Genomic DNA, 18883 nt, shown 5'->3' with positions numbered 1-18883 from the left:
CGCCCTCCGATACGTTGTGCGCGGCGAAGGCGGGGACTCATGAACGTGTTCACGTTGCTGGCGAGCCTGCTCGTCGGTGGGGTGCCGGCGCTGTGACCGCCGCGCTGGTCGTCAAGGTCAAGCTCGGCGGAGCCGCCGCGCAGTACGGGCCGCCGCCCGGATATCCGCGGGGGCCGGGCGGTCCGCCGTTCCCGCAGCAGCAGATGCCGCAGCCCTACCCGCCGCAGGGCCCGTATCGGCCGCGCTGAACCTTCGCGTATGCAAGGAGATCATCGGATTCGGCCCGTTCGCCGCGCTCAGCTGCCAGGGTGAGGAACCTGGCGTTGCCACCTGACGTCGCAACGTTGCGATCCGGTGGGGGCGTGTAGTGCGCGAGGAGGGGCAACGATGGCAGGTTTCGGGACGAACTCGGGGGAGTTGGTCGCCGCCGCGAGCAGCATCAGGGGTACGGCGGATCCGGTCCGCGACGAGCACGCCAAGAAGATCGCCGACCTGGGCTTGGGGGCCGGGGACTTCGGCCGGGTGCACCAGCAGGCGTTCGGCGGGTACCAGGACGCGATGGCCAAGCTGGCGAAGTGCGTGACGTCGATGGCCGACGCGATGGACGACTTCTCGCAGAAGCTGGAGCAGACCGGTCAGGGCTATGACTGGTCCGACGCGGACGCCGCCGACACCGTCGGCAAGTCGGGGAGCAACTGATGGCGGACGAGAAGGTTCCGTCGGTCGACGAGGTCAAGGCCATCATGGCCAACGGCGACGTCTCCGACGAGGCGAAGCGCAACCTGATGTTGATCTACCGCCAGCGCGGGCACGACCCGGACGGCGAACTTGACCAGTACATGGACAAGTACGACGACAGCGGCTGGCGCGTCGCCGGTGAAGGCTTCACCGCGTGGGACATGGATGATCACCTCACCGAGTCCTACGAGGAAGCGAAGAAGCAGGCCGACGCCGCTGGGGAGAAGGATCGCAAGCACGACGAGGCGATCAAGGGCGGTCAGGCCACGATCGACGGCACCCAGCGCGCAGCCGACAACGGCGAGAAGGGCGGCGCGGGCGCCGACTCCTCGGATGAGCTGCTGGACGCGGGCAACGCCGGGTTGCGCTTCTTCCGCGATCTGCTGCCGGTGTACCACCGGATCGGGGCGATCAAGAACGACAAAGCCGGGGTCGGCCAGGTCGAACAAGCCGAAGATCGCTTCCACGAGCAGCGCGGCATCCAGTTCGCGAAGTTCGCCCGGGGCACCGAGGACCTCAACGCCGCCGAGCAGGGCATGCGCAAGGCGCACGAGGAGATGTCGACGCGCCTCGGTCAGCTGTGGGGCGGCTGGAGCGGGGCGGCATCGGACAGCTCACAGCAGTTCTTCGCGGGCAAGTTCACCCCCACGGTCAACGAGCGCGTGATCAACAAGGTGAGCACGGCGGCGCAGAGCACCACCGCGGCGATGAAGGGCCTCGGCGACCTCTGCCGGGAGAAGTCCCGCTACGTGCTGGAGCTGGAGAAGCGGCGCGAGCAGGTCACCTGCGGCAAGAGCACCAAGGACTGGGACACCACGATCGACCTGGCCAACGGCAACCAGGACGACGAAGTGCTGCGCAAGGTCGCCGCCATCTGGGGAATCGAGATCGGCGAGTGCAACTGGGGTGACGTCGACGATCGCACCAAGAAGGAAGCGATCGCCAAGGCGCAGGAGATGACCGATTCCTTCGCCGAGGCGATGGAGGCGGAGTGGGAGAACTTCGACAAGAAGTGCACCGACACCAAGACCGCGGTCGATGAGACCTGGAAGAAGCTGAACGAGGAACTCGGCAAGGCCGAGGAGAACCCGTTCAGCAACCCCGGACCGGCGCAGGACGGGGCCGGGCCGCAGGGGCCGGGCCAGCAAGGTCCTGGTCAGCAGGGTCCTGGAGGCGCTCCGTCCGGCGGCTCACCGGGAGGTTCTCCGGGTGGCTCGCCCGGTGGTTCTCCGGGGGGCTCCCCTGGCGGTTCTCCCGGTGGGCCGCCGGGTGGGGCGGCGGCGATGCCGGAAACCCCGGCAATGCCGGAAGCGCCGAAGATGCCCGAAGCCCCCGAGATGCCCGAGGTACCGGGGATGCCGCAACCCGGCATGGCCGGTCCCGGCGCGCCGGAGATCGAGACGATCGGCGACGGCCAGGACGCCGTTCAGATCCAGGAGCCGGACCAGCAGGGCACCTCGCAGGTCACGGTCATCGGCGAGGACGGCAAGCCCAAGACCTACGACGTGCGGTTCGGTCCGGAAGGCGGAATGCCGGGTGTCGGGGCGAACCCGACGCCGGGTGCGGTGCCGGGCCAGCCGGGAATGCCGGGTGTCGGGACGAACCCGGCGCCGGGTGCGGTGCCGGGCCAGCCGGGAATGCCGGGTGTCGGGGCGAACCCGACGCCGGGTGCGATGCCCGGTCAGGAGGGGGCCCCGCTCGGTCCGGGCGCCGCGGTCCCGGGAGGTCAGCCCCCGCAGCCGGGCATCCCGGTGGTGCCGGGCGAGGACGGCAAGGCCGTGATCCACGAGGGCGACCGCACGATCACCCTGGAGCGCGCTCCGGACGGTTCGATCAAGGTCGACGTGGACAACGGCGGTGGTCGGCCGCCGATCCAGGAGACCGTGGAGTTCGGCTCGGACGACCGGCCCGGAGCCGACGCCCGCCCCGCCGCTCCCGGTGCCGTGCCGGGCGCTCCGCTCGCACCGCACGCGATGCCCGGCGCGGAGCCGATCGGTCAGGACGCCGTGGGGGCTCCGGTCGGACGCGACCCCGGCGCGATCTTCGATCCGTCCGCGCCGGTGGGAACTCCGCCGCAGGTCGGCGGGTTCGACGCCCCGGCGTCGGGCGGCACCGAGCCGGTGTTTCCGGCGGCGTCGGCGATGAGCGCCCCGGAGGTCGCCGAGGTTCCCGACGGCCCGGCACCGACGAGCTCGCAGTCGGCGGGCTTGGCGAGCGCGTTCACCAGCGAGGGCGTGTCCGGCTCGTTCGCGAGCATGTCCGGGCAGCTGTTCGCCGGTGACCTCGGCGCCGAACCTCCCGCGCAGCACCCGTCACCGTTCGGCGGCCCGCCGCCGCAGGCGGGCGCGACGGGGCTGGCCAGCGCGGACGACGCGGCCTCGGGCAGCCCGCAGGGCGCGACCGGGATGGGCACGATGTCCGACCCGGCCGCAGCGCAGGGCGGTCAGCAGCAGTCCGGTGGCGGCGCCATGGGCGGCGGCATGATGGGTGGCATGGGAGCCACGGGCGGCGGCCAGCAGGGCGGTGGCGGTGAGCAGGAGCGGACGAACTCCAGCCCGTGGCGCACCCAGGGCCAGCTGTTCGACGACGTGGTGGACGACTCCGGCGCCCGGCATCGGGCGGTGCTCGGTGAGGACCGGCAGGGATGAGCGTGACGCGGGGAAGGACCGTCTGAGATGAGCACCGAGACGCCGGAGGCACGCGCGTTCCGGGAGTCGATGAACCGGCTGGTCAGCGACGACGTGAACCGCAGCCACGAGCTCACCAAGAGCTCCAGGGAGAGCGCGGAGAAGGCCACGGCCTCCATCGAGAGCACGGTCGCCACGGCGAAGAAGATGGCCGAGCGGATCCGGGAGCGGACCGAGAAGGAGAACGCCGAGCGCAACCGGGTCGCGGAGATCGACGTCGGCATCGAGGACGACGAGGAGGAGTACACCGACCCGCCACCCCGAGCCGTGCCTGCGGGCAGGCCGGAACCGGTCGCGGAGACCAGGCCGGAACCGCCGCAGCAGAGCCGTCCGGAACCGCCGCAGCAGGGCTGGCAGCAGCCGCCGCCGCGTCCCGCTCCGCGCCCGGCGGCCCGGCGGCGGCCGGTCCTCGACGACGATGACGACGACTTCTCGAACCGCACCTGGCTGAGGTGAGCCGCCCGCCGCGTCAGCGGTACTGCGGCGGGTAGCCCTGCGGCATCGGCGGTCGCGCGGCGGGACCGCCGTTGAACGCGGGGACGAACGAGAGGCCCGCGATGATCGAGCCGAGCACCAGGACGATCACGAATCGCGTGTCGACGATGTCGTCGAAGTTGAACCGCAGGTGCGTCGTCGCGACGGTGTGCAGCTCGTAGCAGGCGTTGAGCAGGAAGCCGAGCACCGTCGCGCCGCCCGCGATCACGGCGAACACCCGGGCGGCGCGTGCCCGGGCGAAGTAGAGGATCGCCGCCGTGAGCGCGAACGCACCCGCGAGCACGATCCCGGCGCCGCGCAGGACCGACAGCGCGATGTTCAAACCGACCTGCGTCTGCCCGTCGAGGACGATGCTCGACGCGGCGGCGCTGCCCAGGATCGACGCGATCCCCTCTTCGGCGAAGAAGAGCGCGAGCACGCAGAGCACGACGGCGAAGGTGATGCGCGGGCCGTTCGACGCGGGTTTCGCCGGTCCGCCAAGCTGCTGCGGCGCCGGGAACCCGGGCTGCTGCGGGGAGGTCCACTGCTGGTGCCCCGGAGCCTGCGGAAATCCCGGCTGCGACGGGTACCCGTGCGGCGGGTGGCCCTGCGGGGGCGGGGCGGCGTGCGGGGAACCGTGGGGTCCGGGCTGCGGTGGTGGTTGCGGCGCGCTCATGCCGGTGATTGTGGCCGACATGATCGCCGCGCAGGGCGGCTTTGCCGCGCCCGTGCGAAATTCGACCGGAGCCGCCGCCCGGTCAGGCCGTGAGCTGCTTCGCCGTTCGGCTGTGCTCCTGGTCGATGGCGGCGCCGGAGACGTCCCCGTCGAGCAGCGCGTCCCACCGCTTGTCGGCGTTGAGGTGGCGCAGCAGGAACGCGGTGATCAAGGCGCGGGTGGTGCGCTGGGTGCGGTACTCGGCCTTGCCGTGCAGCACCAGTTCCGTCCAGTGCCTGCCTTCGGTGATCCCGAGGTGGCTGGCCTTGGGCAGGTCGCGCAGCTGCACCGGTCCGCCCCACGCCGCGGCGATCGGTTCGGCGTTCGCGACGGACGGGGCCAGCAGGTCCTTCCCGCCGGTGAGGTGCAGTCCGGGTGCCGTGACGCGGTGCGCGGCGGCCAGCGCCGACGGCATCGTCTCGGTCACCGCGAACGTCGCCACGGCGCGGACCCGCGGGTCGTCGGCGGCGGCGAGCACGGCGCTCCCGCCGCCCAGCGCGTGCCCCGCGACGCCCAGCTTGCCCTGGTCCACGCTGATGTCGCCCTGCCCGAGGCGCACGCCGGTGCAGATGTCGAGGGCGGTGCGCAGGTCGGAGGCCAGCATCCGGTGCGAGGCCAGCGGGCCGCGCTGGGTGCCGGGAGCGGCGGCGACGATGCCCCAGGACGCGAGGTGCCGCAGCAACCCGGTGTACCGGCGGGCCGATTGCAACCACCCGTGGCCGAACGCGACGGCGGGCAGCCCGCGACCGCTGCGCGGCGTGCACACGATGCCGGGCAGGCCGACCAGCGCGAGGTCGCCGTGCAGCACCTCGTGCGGTCCGCGGTGGGACAGTTCTTCCAACGCCTTCTTGGCATTCCGCGCCATGGTGGGTCACGGTAGCCGACGCGGCAGTGGGCTCGCCCACGCGAGGCGGACCGCCCGTGACGTGGCGGACGCCTCGGGTGAGATTCACCGGTGGTTCCGGGCCGCCGGACCGTCCTCGTTCGGGTACCGGTGCGGTGATCGATCCGCCGCGCTCACCACGTCGAATCCCGCCTCGATCCGCTGACCAGCGCCGATGATCGCGCGAGGACGATCGCTGCGCACCGGGGGCGCCGGGTCGCACCGTCAGGTGCGGGCGCCGTGCCCGTTCTGAGGGGTTCGGCGGCGGTGGCTACGCTGACTCGGGTGTGCGGCATCGTGGGTTACGTAGGACATCGTCAGGCGCTGGACGTGGTGCTGGACGGGCTCAGGCGGCTGGAGTACCGGGGATATGACTCGGCGGGCGTCGCGATGCTCGACGGCGCCGGTGGTCTCGCGGTCGAACGCGCCGCGGGCGCGCTGTCGAACCTGGAGGGCAAGCTCGCCGGGCAGGACGGCTCCCGGTTCACGGCGACCAGCGGCATGGGCCACACCAGGTGGGCCACGCACGGCGCGCCGACCGACCGCAACGCGCACCCGCACCGGGACGCGGCGGGCAAGGTCGCGGTCGTGCACAACGGCATCATCGAGAACTTCGCCGCGCTGCGCGCCGAGCTGGAGACCTCCGGTGTCGAGATGGCCAGCGAGACCGACACCGAGACCGCGGCGCACCTGGTGGCCGCGGCCTACGCCTCCGGTCCGACCGCGGGCGAGCTGACCGCGAGCGTGTGCGCCGTGGCGCGTCGCCTGGAAGGCGCGTTCACGCTGCTGGTCACGCACGCCGACGAACCCGACAAGATCGTCGCCGCGCGCCGGTCCTCCCCGCTGGTGGTGGGCGTCGGCGACGGCGAGAACTTCCTCGCCTCCGACGTCGCGGCGTTCATCGAGCACACCCGCGACGCAGTGGAGCTCGGCCAGGACCAGGTCGTCACGATCGACCGCGGCGGCTACCGGGTCACCGACTTCGACGGCGCCGAGGTGCAGGCGAAGCCGTTCACCGTGGACTGGGACCTCTCGGCCGCCGAGAAGGGCGGCCACGACTACTTCATGCTCAAGGAGATCGAAGAGCAGCCCGAGGCGCTGGAGAACACGCTGCGCGGGCACTTCGTCAACGGCGGCATCGTCCTCGACGAGCAGCGGATGACCGAGCAGGACCTGCGCGACATCGACAAGGTCTTCGTGGTCGCCTGCGGCACCGCCTACCACTCGGGCCTGCTCGCGAAGTACGCCATCGAGCACTGGTGCCGCATCCCCGTCGAGGTCGAGCTGGCCAGCGAGTTCCGCTACCGCGACCCGGTGCTGGGCCGCGACACGCTGGTCGTGGCGATCTCGCAGTCCGGGGAGACCGCGGACACCCTGGAGGCGGTGCGGCACGCGCGCACCCAGCGGGCCAGGGTGCTGGCGATCTGCAACACCAACGGCGCGCAGATCCCGCGCGAGTCCGACGCGGTGCTCTACACGCACGCGGGCCCCGAGATCGGGGTGGCGGCGACGAAGACGTTCCTGGCGCAGATCACCGCGAACTACCTGGTGGGACTGGCCTTGGCGCAGGCGCGGGGCACGAAGTACTCCGACGAGGTGGCGCGCGAGTTCGAGGAGCTCGCCGCGATGCCGCAGGCGGTGCGCCAAACGCTGTCCACCGTGGATCAGGTGCGCACGCTCGGGCGCGAGCTCGCCGATTCGAAGGCGGTGCTGTTCCTGGGGCGCCACGTGGGCTACCCGGTGGCGCTGGAGGGCGCGCTCAAGCTCAAGGAGCTCGCCTACATGCACGCGGAGGGCTTCGCCGCGGGCGAGCTCAAGCACGGGCCGATCGCGCTGATCGAGGACCGGTTGCCGGTCGTCGTGGTGATGCCGTCGGCGAAGGGCCGGGCGCTGCTGCACTCGAAGATGCTGTCCAACATCCGCGAGATCCAGGCGCGCGGTGCCCGCACCGTCGTCATCGCGGAGGAGGGCGACGAGGCGGTGCGCCCGTTCGCGGACGAGCTGATCGAGATCCCGGCGGTCGCCACGCTGTTGCAGCCGCTGGTGTCGACGGTGCCGCTGCAGGTGCTCGCCGCGGAGATCGCCCGCGCCCGCGGCTACGACGTGGACAAGCCTCGCAACCTGGCCAAATCCGTCACGGTGGAGTGATCACCGCCGCTGCACCGCACCTCTGAACGGGCCGTTCGACCACCGCGTCGAACGGCCCGTTCTCTCATGCGGAGCCGAGGGAACCCGCCCCGGGTGAACGCCCCGTTCGTCCAACGGGATTGGGCGAACGGTCCGTTGACGCGGAATCACTGCGCTCTCCGGATGGAGTGAGCGGCCTGTTCGTCCAACGGGATTGGGTGAACGGTCCGTTCACTCGGAAACGGTGTCGCTCCGTTCGGTGCGGTGGGTGGCGCGACAGGGGCGCGGTGATCGGGTATGACGGCAGCAACCGCGAGTGGGAGGTCTCCGTGCAGGGAGTGTGGACGCCGGATCAGATCCGGGCCGCCGAGCGCAGCGTGTTCGCCCGGACCCCGGAGCCGGTGGTGATGCGCCGCGCAGCGTTCGCCGTCGCCGCGCACGGCGCGCGGCTGCTGGCCGAGACGACGGGCGCGACCGCGGGCCAGCACGTGACGTTGCTGGTCGGCGCGGGCAACAACGGCGGGGACGCGCTGTGGGCCGGTGCCGAGCTGCGCCGCCGAGGAGCCGGGGTCACCGCGATCCTGCTGGCTCCGGACAAGGCGCATCCGGCCGGGCTGGCGGCGTTGCGCCGCGCGGGCGGCCGGGTCGTGGAGGCATCGGGGCCGGGTGCGGACACCGCCGGCATCGGGGCCGCGGCGACGGACGCGGTGCAGCGCGCGGACCTGGTGATCGACGGCATCATCGGTCTCTCGGCGCGGGGGAGCCTGCGTCCGGTGGCTGCCGAGCTGGTGGCTCGGGTCGATGCGCCGATCGTGGCGGTCGACCTGCCCAGCGGCGTCGACCCGATCACGGGTGCGGTGGACGGGCCCGCGGTCGACGCGGATCTGACGGTCACCTTCGGCGGGCGCAAACCGTGCCACGTGCTGGGGGCGGGCGCGGTGCTGTCGGGTTCGGTCGTGGTGGCCGACATCGGCCTGGGCGATGATCTTCCGGAGCCTGATCTGCTCGTGCTGGAGCCGGCGGACGTCGGTGCGGGGTGGCCGGTGCCGGGGGCGTCGGACGACAAGTACTCGCAGGGCGTCGCGGGCGTCGCGGCGGGGTCGGCGACGTATCCGGGCGCGGCGGTGCTGGCCGCGGGCTCGGCTGTGCAGGCGACGTCGGGCATGGTCCGCTACGCCGGGCCCGCCGCGGACGTGGTGCGGTCCCGATGGCCGGAGGTGGTGGCGACCGGGTCCGTCGCCGATGCGGGACGGGTGCAGTCCTGGGCGGTCGGGCCGGGCATCGGCACCGGGGCGAGCGGGCGCGAGGTGCTGCGGCACGTGCTGGAGTCGGGGCGCCCGGTGTGCGCCGACGCGGACTCGATCACGTTGTTCGCCCAGGATCCGACGCTGTGGGACGCGCGGGATCCGGACGCGGCGGTGGTGCTGACGCCGCACGCCGGTGAGTTCGAGCGGCTCGCGGGCGAGGTCGGCCCGGACCGGGTCGCCGCGGCGCGCGAGGTGGCGCGGCGGAACGACGCGGTGCTGCTGCTGAAGGGCAACACCACGGTGATCGCCGCTCCGGACGGCCGGGTGCTGGTCAACCCGTCGACGCACGCGTGGCCTGCGACAGCAGGGTCGGGCGATGTGCTCACCGGGCTGATCGGGGCGCTGTTGGCCACGGGGATGGATCCGTGGCTGGCCTGCGGTTTCGCCGCGCACGCGCACTCCCTCGCCGCCGAGCTCGCCGCCCTCGGGGGTGCAGGGGAGGAGACCGAGGCCGGTGCGCCGATCGGGGCTTCCGCGCTGCTCGCGGCGCTCCCGGCGGCGATCCGCACCCTCCGCTCGACCTGATCGCACCGCCCGCGCTTCGCGGCATCGCCCCACGGCGCCGCTGGAACGGAGTGAGCGGACCGCTTGTCCAACGGGTTTGGGCGAACGGTCCGTTCACTCGGAACCTGAGCCGGCGCAAGCCGGGGTGCTGTGGTGCCTCGTGGACACGAAGCGTGATCGGTTGATCTCGAAGGGTGGTATACAAGGAACGTGATGAGGGGTCTGCTTCACAACCAGGCGGTGATCGGCAATGCGTGTGCGACGATGTCGGCGCCATGACTGAGCAGCCCGCGCACCGCGCCGACCTGCGCATTGACGTCGATGCGCTCCGCCACAACGTCGCCTTGCTGGCTGAACGGGCTCAGCGCTCGGGCGCCCGCACGATGGTGGTGGTGAAGTCCGACGGTTATGGCCACGGTGCCGAGGTGGTGGCCCGCGCCGCGCTGGACGCGGGTGCCTCCGCCTTGGGCGTGGCGGCCATCGGTGAGGCCTTGCGGCTGCGGGCTGCGGGCATCGCGGCGCCGCTGCTGTGCTGGCTGCACGTTCCGGGCGACGACTTCGCCGCGGCCGTCGAGGCCGATGTGGAGCTCGCCGCGTCGTCGGCCGCCGAGCTGGACGCCATCGCGACCGCCGCGCACGCCCGGTCCCAGGTCGCCAAGGTGCACCTCAAGATCGACACCGGGTTGAGCCGCAACGGCTGCCCGCCGGAGCTGTGGCCGGCGCTGGTGGAGCGCGCGGCGAAGGCGCAGGCGTCGGGTGTGCTGGAGGTCGTCGCGGTCTGGTCGCACCTGGCGTGCGCGGACGAGCCGGGCCACCCGTCGATCGACGCGCAGGCCGCCCGCTTCCAGGACGCCTACGAGCAGGCGCGCGCGGCCGGGCTCACCCCGATCCGGCACCTGGCGAATTCGGCGGCGCTGCTGACCCGCCCCGACCTGCACTTCGAACTGGTCCGCCCGGGGATCGCCGCCTACGGGCTGGACCCGGTGCCGCACGCGGGCGACCACGGGCTGATCCCGGCCATGACGTTCCGCTCCGAGGTGGTCCTGACCAAGCGCGTCGGCCCCGGCGAGAGCGTGTCCTACGGCCACCTGTGGACGGCCGACCGCGAGTGCACGTTGGCGCTGGTGCCGGTGGGCTACGCCGACGGCGTGCCGCGCAGCCTGTCCGGCCGGATGGACGTGTGGCTGGCCGGGCGCCGCAGGCCCGTCGTGGGCCGGGTGTGCATGGATCAGCTGGTGGTGTGCTGCGACGACGATCCGGTCGCGGTGGGCGATGAGGTCGTCCTGTTCGGCCCTGGTGAGCAGGGTGCGCCGACCGCCGCGGAGTGGGCGGACAAGCTGGGCACGATCCACTACGAGATCGTCACCGGCATGTTCCGGCCGCGGGTGACGCGCACCCCTACGGAGGTGGCGACATGAGACCGGTGTGGCAGGCGCTCGCCTGGACCAGCGGGGTGCTGGGCGCGGCGGTGACGGGTGCGGCCGTCGGCGTCGCCGCGCACAGCTCTCGGATCGCCACCCGGCGCCACGACGAGGACGACCTGTACGCGCAGGAGAGCCTGGGGCGGCTGCGTCCTGATCGGCAGTCCACGGTGGCCGCGGACGACGGCGTGCCGCTGGCGGTGCAGGAGATCAAGCCCGCCGACGGCGGTCACGCCGATCTCACGGTGGTGCTGGTGCACGGCTATGCGCTGGATTCGCGATGTTGGCACTTCCAGCGCCGCGACCTGCCGTCGATGACGGATCCGCGGGTGCGGGTGGTGCAGTACGACCAGCGCAGCCACGGCCGGTCCGGGCATTCGTCGCGGCGCAACAGCACGATCGAGCAGCTCGGCAAGGATTTGGACGCGGTGGTGCGGGCGACCGCGCGGCGCGGGCCGGTGGTGCTGGTGGGGCATTCGATGGGCGGCATGGCGATCATGGCGCTGGCCGAGCAGCAGCCGAAGTTGTTCCGCGACCGGGTGTGCGCGGTCGCGTTCATGAGCACCTCGGCGGGGGAGATCGGCGCGTCCGGCCTGCCGAAGCCGTGGCTGGCCCGCAACAACCCGCTCACCCGCGGCCTGGGCGTGCTGGCGGGCCTGCAGCCGGAGCTGGTGGAGCGGGTGCGCCGCACCGGCGGGCAGCTGACGTGGAGCATCGTGCGGGCGCTGTCGTTCGGTGATCGCGAGGTCAGCCCGTCGCTGGTGGACCTGATGAACAAGATGATCTCCGCGACGACGGTCGAGGTCGTCACGGATTTCCTGGAGACGCTCGGGTCGCACGACCGCAAGGCCGCGCTCGCCGGGCTGCGCCACACCGAGGTGCTGGTGCTCAGCGGTGATCTGGACCGGATGACGCCGTTCTCGCACTCCGAGGTGATCGCCGGCGAGTTGCCGGAGGCGGAGCTGGTGCGGGTCGAGGGCGCCGGGCACATGGCGATGCTGGAGCAGCACGAGCTGGTCACCGGGCACCTGGTGGGCCTGGTGGAGCGCGCGGCGCAGCGGATTTCGGGCGGGGAGAAGAAAGTGAGCGGCCGGTCATGAGCGCGGATGTGGCGTCCACCGCCGAGTTGGCGACTCCGGAGGAGGCGCTGGACTTCGGCCGCCGCCTGGGCTCCGGGCTGCGAGCCGGTGATCTGGTCGTGCTGGACGGCCCGCTGGGGGCGGGCAAGACGGTGCTGGCGAAGGGGATCGCCGCGGGCATGGGCGTGACGGGTCAGGTCACGTCGCCGACGTTCGTCATCGCCAGGGTGCACCGCCCGACGGGGGACGGTCCGGCGCTGGTGCACGTCGACGCGTACCGGCTGGGCGGGCTGGAGGACATCGACGACCTGGACTTGGACACCGATCTCACCGACGCGGTCGTGGTCGTGGAGTGGGGTGCCGAGGTCGCGGCGCGGTTGGCCGACGAGTACCTGATGGTCCGGTTGCACCGCCGGGCCGATGACGTGCGCGAGGTCGTCTTGGAGCCCCACGGCGAGCGCTGGCACGCCTGGTCCCGCTCCTAAGCCGCGTTCACCCTCCCGAGGTACCCCCGAGCAGCCGGGGACGAACTCCCCACCTACGGGCGATTCGCGCGATCTCGCGGGGAAGTGCGAGCCCTCGAAGTGACTGCTTCACCAGCTACTTGGCTTGACCTGGGGTCATTGCCGGGTTCCGGGTTGCTGTGGGGGCTCGATTTCTCGCGCGATTCCGGGGTGGCTGTGGGTGGTGAGGTCGCTCGTTCGGGGTGGGGCGGACTGGCCTCGTGGGCGGGGTGTGGTGACCGCCGGTAATCCTGGGGTCATGATCCGGCCGTACGCTGAGCACGCACATCGCTCGTGGCGCGGAAGGGCACATCGGTGATCGAGTTCTTGTCGGGGTTGCCGGTGCACGGGCTGTTCGTGGTGGCCGTGGTGGTGCTGGCGATGGAGTCCGGTTCGCCGATCGGCCTGTTCCTGCCCGGTTCGCCGACGCTGCTCGCGCTGGGGCTGCTGTCGCGGCAGGGCGTCACGAACCCGTGGGCGGCGGTGCTGGTGGCGGGCGCGGCTTCGGCGCTGGGCTGCCAGTGGGGTTTCCTGCGAGCCCGTCGGCTCCGGTTGCTGGACCGGGAGGCGGGTTCGGCGGATCTGCTCGACCCGCCGAACCGCTTGGAGCGCAAGCTGATCCGGCGCATCGGGACGGAACGGGTGCGCCGGTTGCTGACGTTCCTGGATCGACGTGCGGCGGCGACCGTGGTGTCCGGCCAGTTCTTCAGCGTGGTGCGCACCCTGATGCCCCGCCTGGCCGGGCGGGCGGGCGTCTCGCACCGCAGGTTCAGCTTCGTGAACGTCCCGGCGGCGTTCGTCTGGGCCGCGTTGCTGGTCACGCTCGGCCGGATCGCGGGCGCCGCGTTCGACCAGGTCTCGTCCGCGGTCGGGTTGGCCGGGCTGCCGGTGGTGCTGGTCGCCGCGGTGGTCGGGTCGATCGTGCTCGTGGTGCGGCGGCGCCGGTCCCGCGCGGACGCGCGGCCCGGCGCGGAGACCTCACGCGCTGTGTGAGGTGGTCCGCAGCTCGGCGCTGAGGTCCTTGGCGAGCCGCCGCATCAGCGGGATGATCGTGTCCGTCGCGATCCGCGTCATGCGCCCTTCGGGCCCGCTGATCGAGATGCCCGCTCCGGCGGGGGCGCCGGGCACCGCCACGGCGTAGCAGCGCACGCCCACTTCCTGCTCGCCGTCGTCGATGGCGAAGCCCTGTTCGCGCACCCGCCCCAGCTCGTCCTGCATGGCGTTGACGGTGGTGATGGTGCGTTCGGTCTGCGCCCGCATCCCGGACCGGCCGAGCAGTTGCGCGACGGTGTCGGTGGCCAAGTCGGCCAGCACGGCCTTGCCGACGGCGGTGGCGTGCACGTCGACCCGGCGGCCGACCTCGGTGAACATCCGCATCGAGTGCTGCGACGGGACCTGCGCGACGTAGACGATCTGGTCGCCGTCGAGCACCGCCATGTTCGAGGTCTCGCCGGTGGCTTCGGTGAGTTCCGCCAGGTAGGGCCGCGCCCAGGAGCCGAGGGAGCGACTCGCGGTCTCGCCGAGCCGGATGAGCCGCGGCCCGAGCGAGTACCGCCGCGATGGCTGCTGCCGGGCGTATCCGCTGGTCACAAGGGTTCGCATGATGCGGTGGATGGTCGGCAGCGGCAGCCCGGAGGCTTCGGCGAGTTCGGAGAGCGCGACTTCGCCACCCGCGTCCGCCATCAGTTCCAGCAGGTCGAAGGCGCGCTCGATGGACTGCACCCCTCCGCCTTGGTTGGCACGGCGTGGCCCGGTCATCGCTGCGGTCCCTTCGTCGGCCTCGGAGGTCGGCCTGGTGATCGATTCTAGTCGGCGGTGCCCGAGCTCATGTTGCCTCGGGCCATACGTGGAAACTAACATCCACGATGCAGAAAAGCACTGAAGCGTTGTGGCGCTGCCGGGCGTGACCCGGCGCGGCGGCGAGCGCAGGTACCCGAGAGAAGGTGGGCTTCCATGTCCGACACGACCCCAGCGACGAGCGTGCAGGTGCTCGGCGGCTCCGTGGAGCGGGGCGACGAGATCCTCACGAAGGAGGCTCTCGACTTCGTCGCCGGTCTGCAGCGGAAGTTTGGCGCTCGCCGGGACGAGCTGCTGGCCCGCCGCGTGCAGCGCCGGGACGAGGCCACCCGCAACGGCCGCCTCGACTTCCTGCCGGAGACCGAGGAGATCCGCGAGTCCGACTGGCAGGTCGCCACGCCCCCGGCCGACATCGCCGACCGGCGCGTGGAGATCACCGGACCGACCGACCGCAAGATGTCGGTGAACGCGCTCAACTCCGGTGCCCGCATCTGGCTGGCCGACCTGGAGGACGCGAACACCCCGCACTGGGAGAACGTGGTCAGCGGCCAGGTCAACCTCTACGACGTGGTGCGCAAGCAGGTCGAGCTCACCACCCCGGAGGGCAAGCAGTACAAGCTGCGCGACGACGTGCAGCACGCGGTGCCGCTGGTGCGCCCGCGCGGCTGGCACTTCGACGACAAGCACGTGCTGGTCGACGGCACGCCGATCGTCGGTGCGCTGCTGGACTTCGGGCTGTACTTCTTCCACAACGCCCAGGAGCTGGTGAACCGGGGCAGCGGCCCGTACTTCTACCTGCCGAAGATGGAGAGCCACCTCGAGGCGCGGTTGTGGAACGACGTGTTCACCCACGCCCAGCAGGAGCTCGGCATCCCGCACGGCACGATCCGCGGCACGGTGCTGATCGAGACCTTCCCGGCGGCGTTCGAGATGGAGGAGATCCTCTACGAGCTGCGCGACCACTCCGCTGGCCTCAACGCGGGTCGCTGGGACTACCTGTTCAGCGTCATCAAGACCTTCCGCGACTCCGACAAGTACATCCTGCCGGACCGCAACACGGTCGGGATGACGGCGCCGTTCATGCGCGCCTACACCGAGCTGCTGGTGCGCACCTGCCACAAGCGCGGCGCGTTCGCGATCGGCGGCATGGCCGCGTTCATCCCGAACAAGAAGGACCCGGAGGCCAACGACAAGGCGATGGCCAAGGTCCACGACGACAAGAACCGCGAGGCCGGCGACGGTTTCGACGGTTCCTGGGTCGCGCACCCCGGCCTGGTGGAGATCTGCTTCGAGGAGTTCGACGGCGTCCTCGGCGACAAGCCGAACCAGATCGACCGCAAGCGCGAGGACGTCTCGGTCACCGCCGACGACCTGCTGGCCGTGAACCAGACCCCGGGTGAGAAGACCATCCAGGGCCTGCGCGCGGCGGTGGACGTCGGCGTCCGCTACATCGTGTCCTGGCTGGGCGGCAACGGTGCCGCGGCGATCCACAACCTGATGGAGGACGCCGCGACCGCCGAGATCTCGCGTTCGCAGATCTGGCAGTGGCTGCACAACGACGTGGTCCTCGCCGGTGGCGAGCAGGTCACGGTCGACCTGGTGCGCCAGGTGCTGGCCGACACGGAGAAGGCGCTGCGCGCCGAGAACGGCTTCCCGACGGACAACCTGGGCCCGGCCGTCGAGCTGTTCGAGCAGGTCGCGGTCGCGGACGAGTTCGTGGACTTCCTGACGCTGCCCGCGTACGAGCGGATCTGATCCAGTTCTTCCCAGAGGGGGCGGTGCGTCGTGCCGCCCCCTCTTCCTTCTCACCGGAGGTGCGTGTGCGGACGTCGTTGGACGCTGAGCAGGTCGGAGCGCGGTTGGCCCGGTTGTCGGCTGTGGACGAGGACATGGCGCGGCGGTATCCGGGGGCCGGTGCCGCGCGGCAACCGGTGCACACCTGCTACGTGCCCGCGGGTGCGGTCGACGCCGGCACTTCGCGGCACTGGGCGGACGCGGCGCTGAGCACGTTCGACGAGCACCTGCCCGAGCCCGCCTCGCTGACGTTCCTGCTGGGGCTGGACGGTCCGGTGGCCGACGCGGTGCATCCGCGGGTGCGGCAGAAGCTGGCCGGGGCGGCCGTGGAGGACCTGCGGATCGACTTCGAGGACGGCTACGGCGCACCTGGTGACGAGGCGGAGGACGCCGACGCCGAGCGCACGGCGGGTGTCGTCGCGGGCTGGTTGCGCGACGGGCAGCAGCCCGCGGCCTTCGGGCTCCGCGTGAAGTCCTTCGACGACCCGCAGTTGCGCGCGCGTTCGGTGCGCACCCTGGACGTGTTCCTGACGTCGTTGTTGCAGCGGTGGGGGAGCCTGCCGAGCGGGTTCGTGCTGACCTTCCCGAAGGTCGTCGACGTCGCGCAGGTGGAGGTGTTCGTCGAGCTGCTGGAGCTGTTCGAGCAGCAGCTGGGCTTGGCGGCGGGATCGCTGCGCTTCGAGATCCAGGTGGAGACCACTCAGTCCATCGTGGACGGTGGGGGCCGGTTCGCGTTGCCGCGCTTCATCGAGGCCGGTTCCGGGCGGGTCAGCGGCCTGCACTTCGGCACCTACGACTACACCGCGAGCTGCGGCCTCACCGCGACCCACCAGCACTTGGCGCACGGTGCCTGCGATTTCGCCCGGCACGCCATGCAGGTGGCGGCGGCGGGCACCGGGATCTTCCTGTCCGACGGGTCGACGAACGTGCTGCCCGTCGGCGACCAGCGGGACTACGGCTGGCGCAACCATTACGAGCTCGTGCGGCGTTCGCTGGCGCACGGCTTCTACCAGGGCTGGGACCTGCATCCGGCGCAGCTGGTGAGCCGGTACGCGGCGGTGTTCGCCGCGTTCCGCGAGACCGCGCCCGCGCAGGCGGAGCGGCTCGCCGCCTACGTCGGTTCCGGCAACGGCGCGGTCCTGGACGAGCCCGCCACTGCCCGCGCGATGGCGTCGGCGTTCGTCCGCGCGCTGGACAACGGGGCCATCGACGCCGCCGAGGCGCAGGTGATGACCACGATCGACGAACCCGGTCTCCGGGCTCTCGCCCGCCTCTGACCTGACGCGACCTGGCGGGCGGATCGTTCGCCGGGGCGGAGGCCGACTCCGCTCGTTCCGGTGCGCTGTTGCGCCGGGCGGGCGGATTTTTTGCGCGTCCTGCCCGGATCGGCGCCTGTTTGACGAAGCGGAACACTGCTCCGTATATTTAACGGAACAGTGATCCGCTTTGGTGTGCTGAAGCGGCCGGCGCCGACCCGCGAAGCGGGGCGCGGCGGCCATCGAAGGGACAACGCGCACCATGAACGACTCGACCCACGCGGCCGACGCCGCCACGCCCGTCCTCTCGGTCCGCCCGGTGGTGCTGCCCGTACCGGGCCGCGCAGTGGACCTGGAAGTGCGGGTCTCCGCGCCCGTCACCGGAACCGGCCTGCCGGTGATCCTCCTGTCGCACGGGCAGGGCCACTCCCACCACCTCTCCTCGCTCGACGGCTACGCGCCGCTCGTCGACCACTGGGCCGCGCACGGCTTCGTCGTGATCCAGCCGACCCACCTGAGCTCGGCGACGCTGCGGTTGAACTCCGACGCCCCCGACGCGCCGCTGCACTGGAGGTCGCGGGTGCTGGACGTGAAGGCCGTCCTCGACCGGTTCGACGAGATCGAAGCGGCCGTCCCGCAGCTGAGCGGACGGCTGGACCGGACCAAGGTCACCGTGGCCGGGCACTCGATGGGCGGGCACACCGCGAGCATGCTGCTGGGTTCGCGGCTGACCGACCCGGACGACGGCGCGGTGATCGACCTGGCGGACTCGCGGATCAAGGCGGGCGTGCTGCTCGCCGCGCCCGGTCGGGGCGGCCAGGCCGTGACCGAGTTCGTGGCCGAGCACTACTCGTTCTTCCTGGGGAGCGACTTCGCCGAGATGACCACGCCCGCGCTGGTGGTCGCCGGGGACGCGGACGCCTCCGAGCACCTGACCGTTCGAGGCCCGGAGTGGCACGCCGACCCGTACTTCCTCGCGCCAGGCCCGAAATCGCTGCTCACCCTGTTCGGCGCCGGGCACGGGCTCGGCGGTGTCTCCGGGTACGACGTCGCCGAGACCACCGACGAGAACCCCGAGCGGGTGGAGGCGGTGCGGCGGCTCACCACGGCGTACCTCCGCTCGGCGCTGCACCCCGGCGACTCCTCCTGGCAGGAGGCGTGCGCCGAACTGGCCACCGCCCCGAACCCGCTCGGCCGAGTCGAGACGAAGTAGCCCGAACGCCCGCACCCGAGGGGAGTGAGCGGACCGTTTGCCCAATGGGTTGGACGAACGGTCCGTTCGCTCGGACTGGAAGTGCGCGTCGGGGGTCGTGGGTGGGGTGAGCGGACCGTTTGCCCAATGGGTTTGGACGAACGGTCCGTTCGCTCGGACTCGGAGCCCGCGTCGGGGCGGCCGTGTGCGGAGTGAGCGGCCTGTTTGACCAATGGGATTGGATGAACGGTCCGTTCGTGCGGACTGGAAGTGCGCGTCGGTGCGGGCGGTGTGTGGGGTGAGCGGCCTGTTTGACCAACGGGGTTGGTCGAACGGTCCGTTCGCTCGGACTCGGAGCCCGCGTCGGGGCGGCCGTGTGCGGAGTGAGCGGCCTGTTTGACCAATG

At 71.8% G+C, this 18883-nt stretch carries 16 protein-coding genes; 13 read left to right on the top strand and 3 right to left on the bottom strand.

Features of this window, described 5'->3' with window-relative positions; all coding sequences use genetic code 11:
* Positions 1-92: 92 nt before the first annotated feature.
* The 4 genes from OOZ19_RS23250 (at position 93) to OOZ19_RS23235 (ending at position 3881) form a co-directional block, all read left to right on the top strand.
* Positions 93-248: a hypothetical protein gene (locus tag OOZ19_RS23250; protein ID WP_266092278.1), complete on the top strand. Its 156-nt coding sequence runs from the start codon at positions 93-95 to the stop codon at positions 246-248.
* 139 nt (positions 249-387) lie between these two features.
* Entirely contained in the window at positions 388-699 is a 312-nt protein-coding gene (locus OOZ19_RS23245; RefSeq protein ID WP_266092277.1) for a type VII secretion target, read from the top strand.
* A complete protein-coding gene (locus OOZ19_RS23240) occupies positions 699-3386 on the top strand; it encodes a hypothetical protein (RefSeq protein ID WP_266092276.1) in 2688 nt (895 codons plus the stop codon). The genes OOZ19_RS23245 and OOZ19_RS23240 overlap by 1 nt, the downstream gene beginning before the upstream one ends.
* A gap of 27 nt (positions 3387-3413) precedes the next feature.
* Positions 3414-3881 (top strand): hypothetical protein, encoded by a 468-nt coding sequence (locus OOZ19_RS23235; RefSeq protein WP_266092275.1) that lies wholly within the window; start codon positions 3414-3416, stop codon positions 3879-3881.
* Between the two features lie 13 nt (positions 3882-3894).
* Here the strand turns inward: OOZ19_RS23235 and OOZ19_RS23230 are convergent, their stop codons facing one another.
* Both OOZ19_RS23230 and OOZ19_RS23225 read right to left on the bottom strand, forming a co-directional pair.
* A complete protein-coding gene (locus OOZ19_RS23230) occupies positions 3895-4575 on the bottom strand; it encodes a hypothetical protein (RefSeq protein ID WP_266092274.1) in 681 nt (226 codons plus the stop codon).
* An 82-nt stretch (positions 4576-4657) separates the two neighbouring features.
* Positions 4658-5479: a dienelactone hydrolase family protein gene (locus tag OOZ19_RS23225; protein WP_266092273.1), complete on the bottom strand. Its 822-nt coding sequence runs from the start codon at positions 5477-5479 to the stop codon at positions 4658-4660.
* 303 nt (positions 5480-5782) lie between these two features.
* On the opposite strand from OOZ19_RS23225, the gene glmS reads away from it, so the two are divergent.
* From glmS to OOZ19_RS23195, 6 genes are all read left to right on the top strand, one after another.
* Positions 5783-7645 carry a glutamine--fructose-6-phosphate transaminase (isomerizing) gene (gene glmS / locus OOZ19_RS23220; protein ID WP_266092332.1) on the top strand — a complete coding sequence of 621 codons (1863 nt, stop codon included), beginning with the start codon at positions 5783-5785 and terminating at the stop codon, positions 7643-7645.
* Positions 7646-7953: 308 nt separating this feature from the next.
* On the top strand, positions 7954-9456 hold the full coding sequence (locus tag OOZ19_RS23215) for an NAD(P)H-hydrate dehydratase (RefSeq protein ID WP_266092331.1): 1503 nt from the start codon (positions 7954-7956) through the stop codon (positions 9454-9456).
* Between the two features lie 254 nt (positions 9457-9710).
* The gene (alr, locus tag OOZ19_RS23210; protein ID WP_266092272.1) at positions 9711-10853 is read left to right on the top strand and encodes an alanine racemase; all 1143 of its coding nucleotides are present in this window, start codon (positions 9711-9713) and stop codon (positions 10851-10853) included.
* Positions 10850-11956 (top strand): alpha/beta fold hydrolase, encoded by a 1107-nt coding sequence (locus OOZ19_RS23205; protein ID WP_266092271.1) that lies wholly within the window; start codon positions 10850-10852, stop codon positions 11954-11956. Before alr ends, OOZ19_RS23205 begins: the two co-directional genes overlap by 4 nt.
* Positions 11953-12420, top strand: a complete 468-nt coding sequence (tsaE, locus tag OOZ19_RS23200) for a tRNA (adenosine(37)-N6)-threonylcarbamoyltransferase complex ATPase subunit type 1 TsaE (protein WP_266092270.1) — start codon at positions 11953-11955, stop codon at positions 12418-12420. The genes OOZ19_RS23205 and tsaE overlap by 4 nt, the downstream gene beginning before the upstream one ends.
* A gap of 333 nt (positions 12421-12753) precedes the next feature.
* On the top strand, positions 12754-13431 hold the full coding sequence (locus OOZ19_RS23195) for a DedA family protein (protein WP_266092269.1): 678 nt from the start codon (positions 12754-12756) through the stop codon (positions 13429-13431).
* On the opposite strand, the gene OOZ19_RS23190 is transcribed toward OOZ19_RS23195, so the two are convergent.
* Positions 13417-14196 carry an IclR family transcriptional regulator gene (locus OOZ19_RS23190; protein WP_266092268.1) on the bottom strand — a complete coding sequence of 260 codons (780 nt, stop codon included), beginning with the start codon at positions 14194-14196 and terminating at the stop codon, positions 13417-13419. The genes OOZ19_RS23195 and OOZ19_RS23190 overlap by 15 nt on opposite strands.
* A gap of 195 nt (positions 14197-14391) precedes the next feature.
* Here OOZ19_RS23190 and aceB point away from each other — a divergent pair, with 195 nt between their 5' ends.
* The 3 genes from aceB (at position 14392) to OOZ19_RS23175 (ending at position 18498) form a co-directional block, all read left to right on the top strand.
* Entirely contained in the window at positions 14392-15990 is a 1599-nt protein-coding gene (gene aceB / locus OOZ19_RS23185; RefSeq protein WP_266092267.1) for a malate synthase A, read from the top strand.
* A gap of 65 nt (positions 15991-16055) precedes the next feature.
* Positions 16056-17306, top strand: a complete 1251-nt coding sequence (locus OOZ19_RS23180; protein ID WP_266092266.1) for a DUF6986 family protein — start codon at positions 16056-16058, stop codon at positions 17304-17306.
* 241 nt (positions 17307-17547) lie between these two features.
* Positions 17548-18498 (top strand): alpha/beta hydrolase family protein, encoded by a 951-nt coding sequence (locus OOZ19_RS23175; protein WP_266092265.1) that lies wholly within the window; start codon positions 17548-17550, stop codon positions 18496-18498.
* Positions 18499-18883 lie beyond the last annotated feature (385 nt).

The sequence above is a fragment of the Saccharopolyspora sp. NFXS83 genome (assembly GCF_026241095.1).
GTDB lineage: Bacteria > Actinomycetota > Actinomycetes > Mycobacteriales > Pseudonocardiaceae > Saccharopolyspora_C.
The sequence above is the reverse complement of the archived record's forward strand: the minus strand, read 5'-3'. Positions and strand labels throughout refer to the sequence as shown.

Bases quoted from the DNA above. Each gene is read 5' to 3' on its own strand.
- OOZ19_RS23190 (WP_266092268.1), bottom strand. From the start codon at position 14,196: ATGACCGGGCCACGCCGTGCCAACCAAGGCGGAGGGGTGCAGTCCATC.
- tsaE (WP_266092270.1), top strand. From the start codon at position 11,953: ATGAGCGCGGATGTGGCGTCCACCGCCGAGTTGGCGACTCCGGAGGAG.
- OOZ19_RS23175 (WP_266092265.1), top strand. From the start codon at position 17,548: ATGAACGACTCGACCCACGCGGCCGACGCCGCCACGCCCGTCCTCTCG.
- alr (WP_266092272.1), top strand. From the start codon at position 9,711: ATGACTGAGCAGCCCGCGCACCGCGCCGACCTGCGCATTGACGTCGAT.
- OOZ19_RS23240 (WP_266092276.1), top strand. From the start codon at position 699: ATGGCGGACGAGAAGGTTCCGTCGGTCGACGAGGTCAAGGCCATCATG.
- OOZ19_RS23235 (WP_266092275.1), top strand. From the start codon at position 3,414: ATGAGCACCGAGACGCCGGAGGCACGCGCGTTCCGGGAGTCGATGAAC.
- OOZ19_RS23225 (WP_266092273.1), bottom strand. From the start codon at position 5,479: ATGGCGCGGAATGCCAAGAAGGCGTTGGAAGAACTGTCCCACCGCGGA.
- OOZ19_RS23230 (WP_266092274.1), bottom strand. From the start codon at position 4,575: ATGAGCGCGCCGCAACCACCACCGCAGCCCGGACCCCACGGTTCCCCG.
- OOZ19_RS23245 (WP_266092277.1), top strand. From the start codon at position 388: ATGGCAGGTTTCGGGACGAACTCGGGGGAGTTGGTCGCCGCCGCGAGC.
- OOZ19_RS23205 (WP_266092271.1), top strand. From the start codon at position 10,850: ATGAGACCGGTGTGGCAGGCGCTCGCCTGGACCAGCGGGGTGCTGGGC.
- aceB (WP_266092267.1), top strand. From the start codon at position 14,392: ATGTCCGACACGACCCCAGCGACGAGCGTGCAGGTGCTCGGCGGCTCC.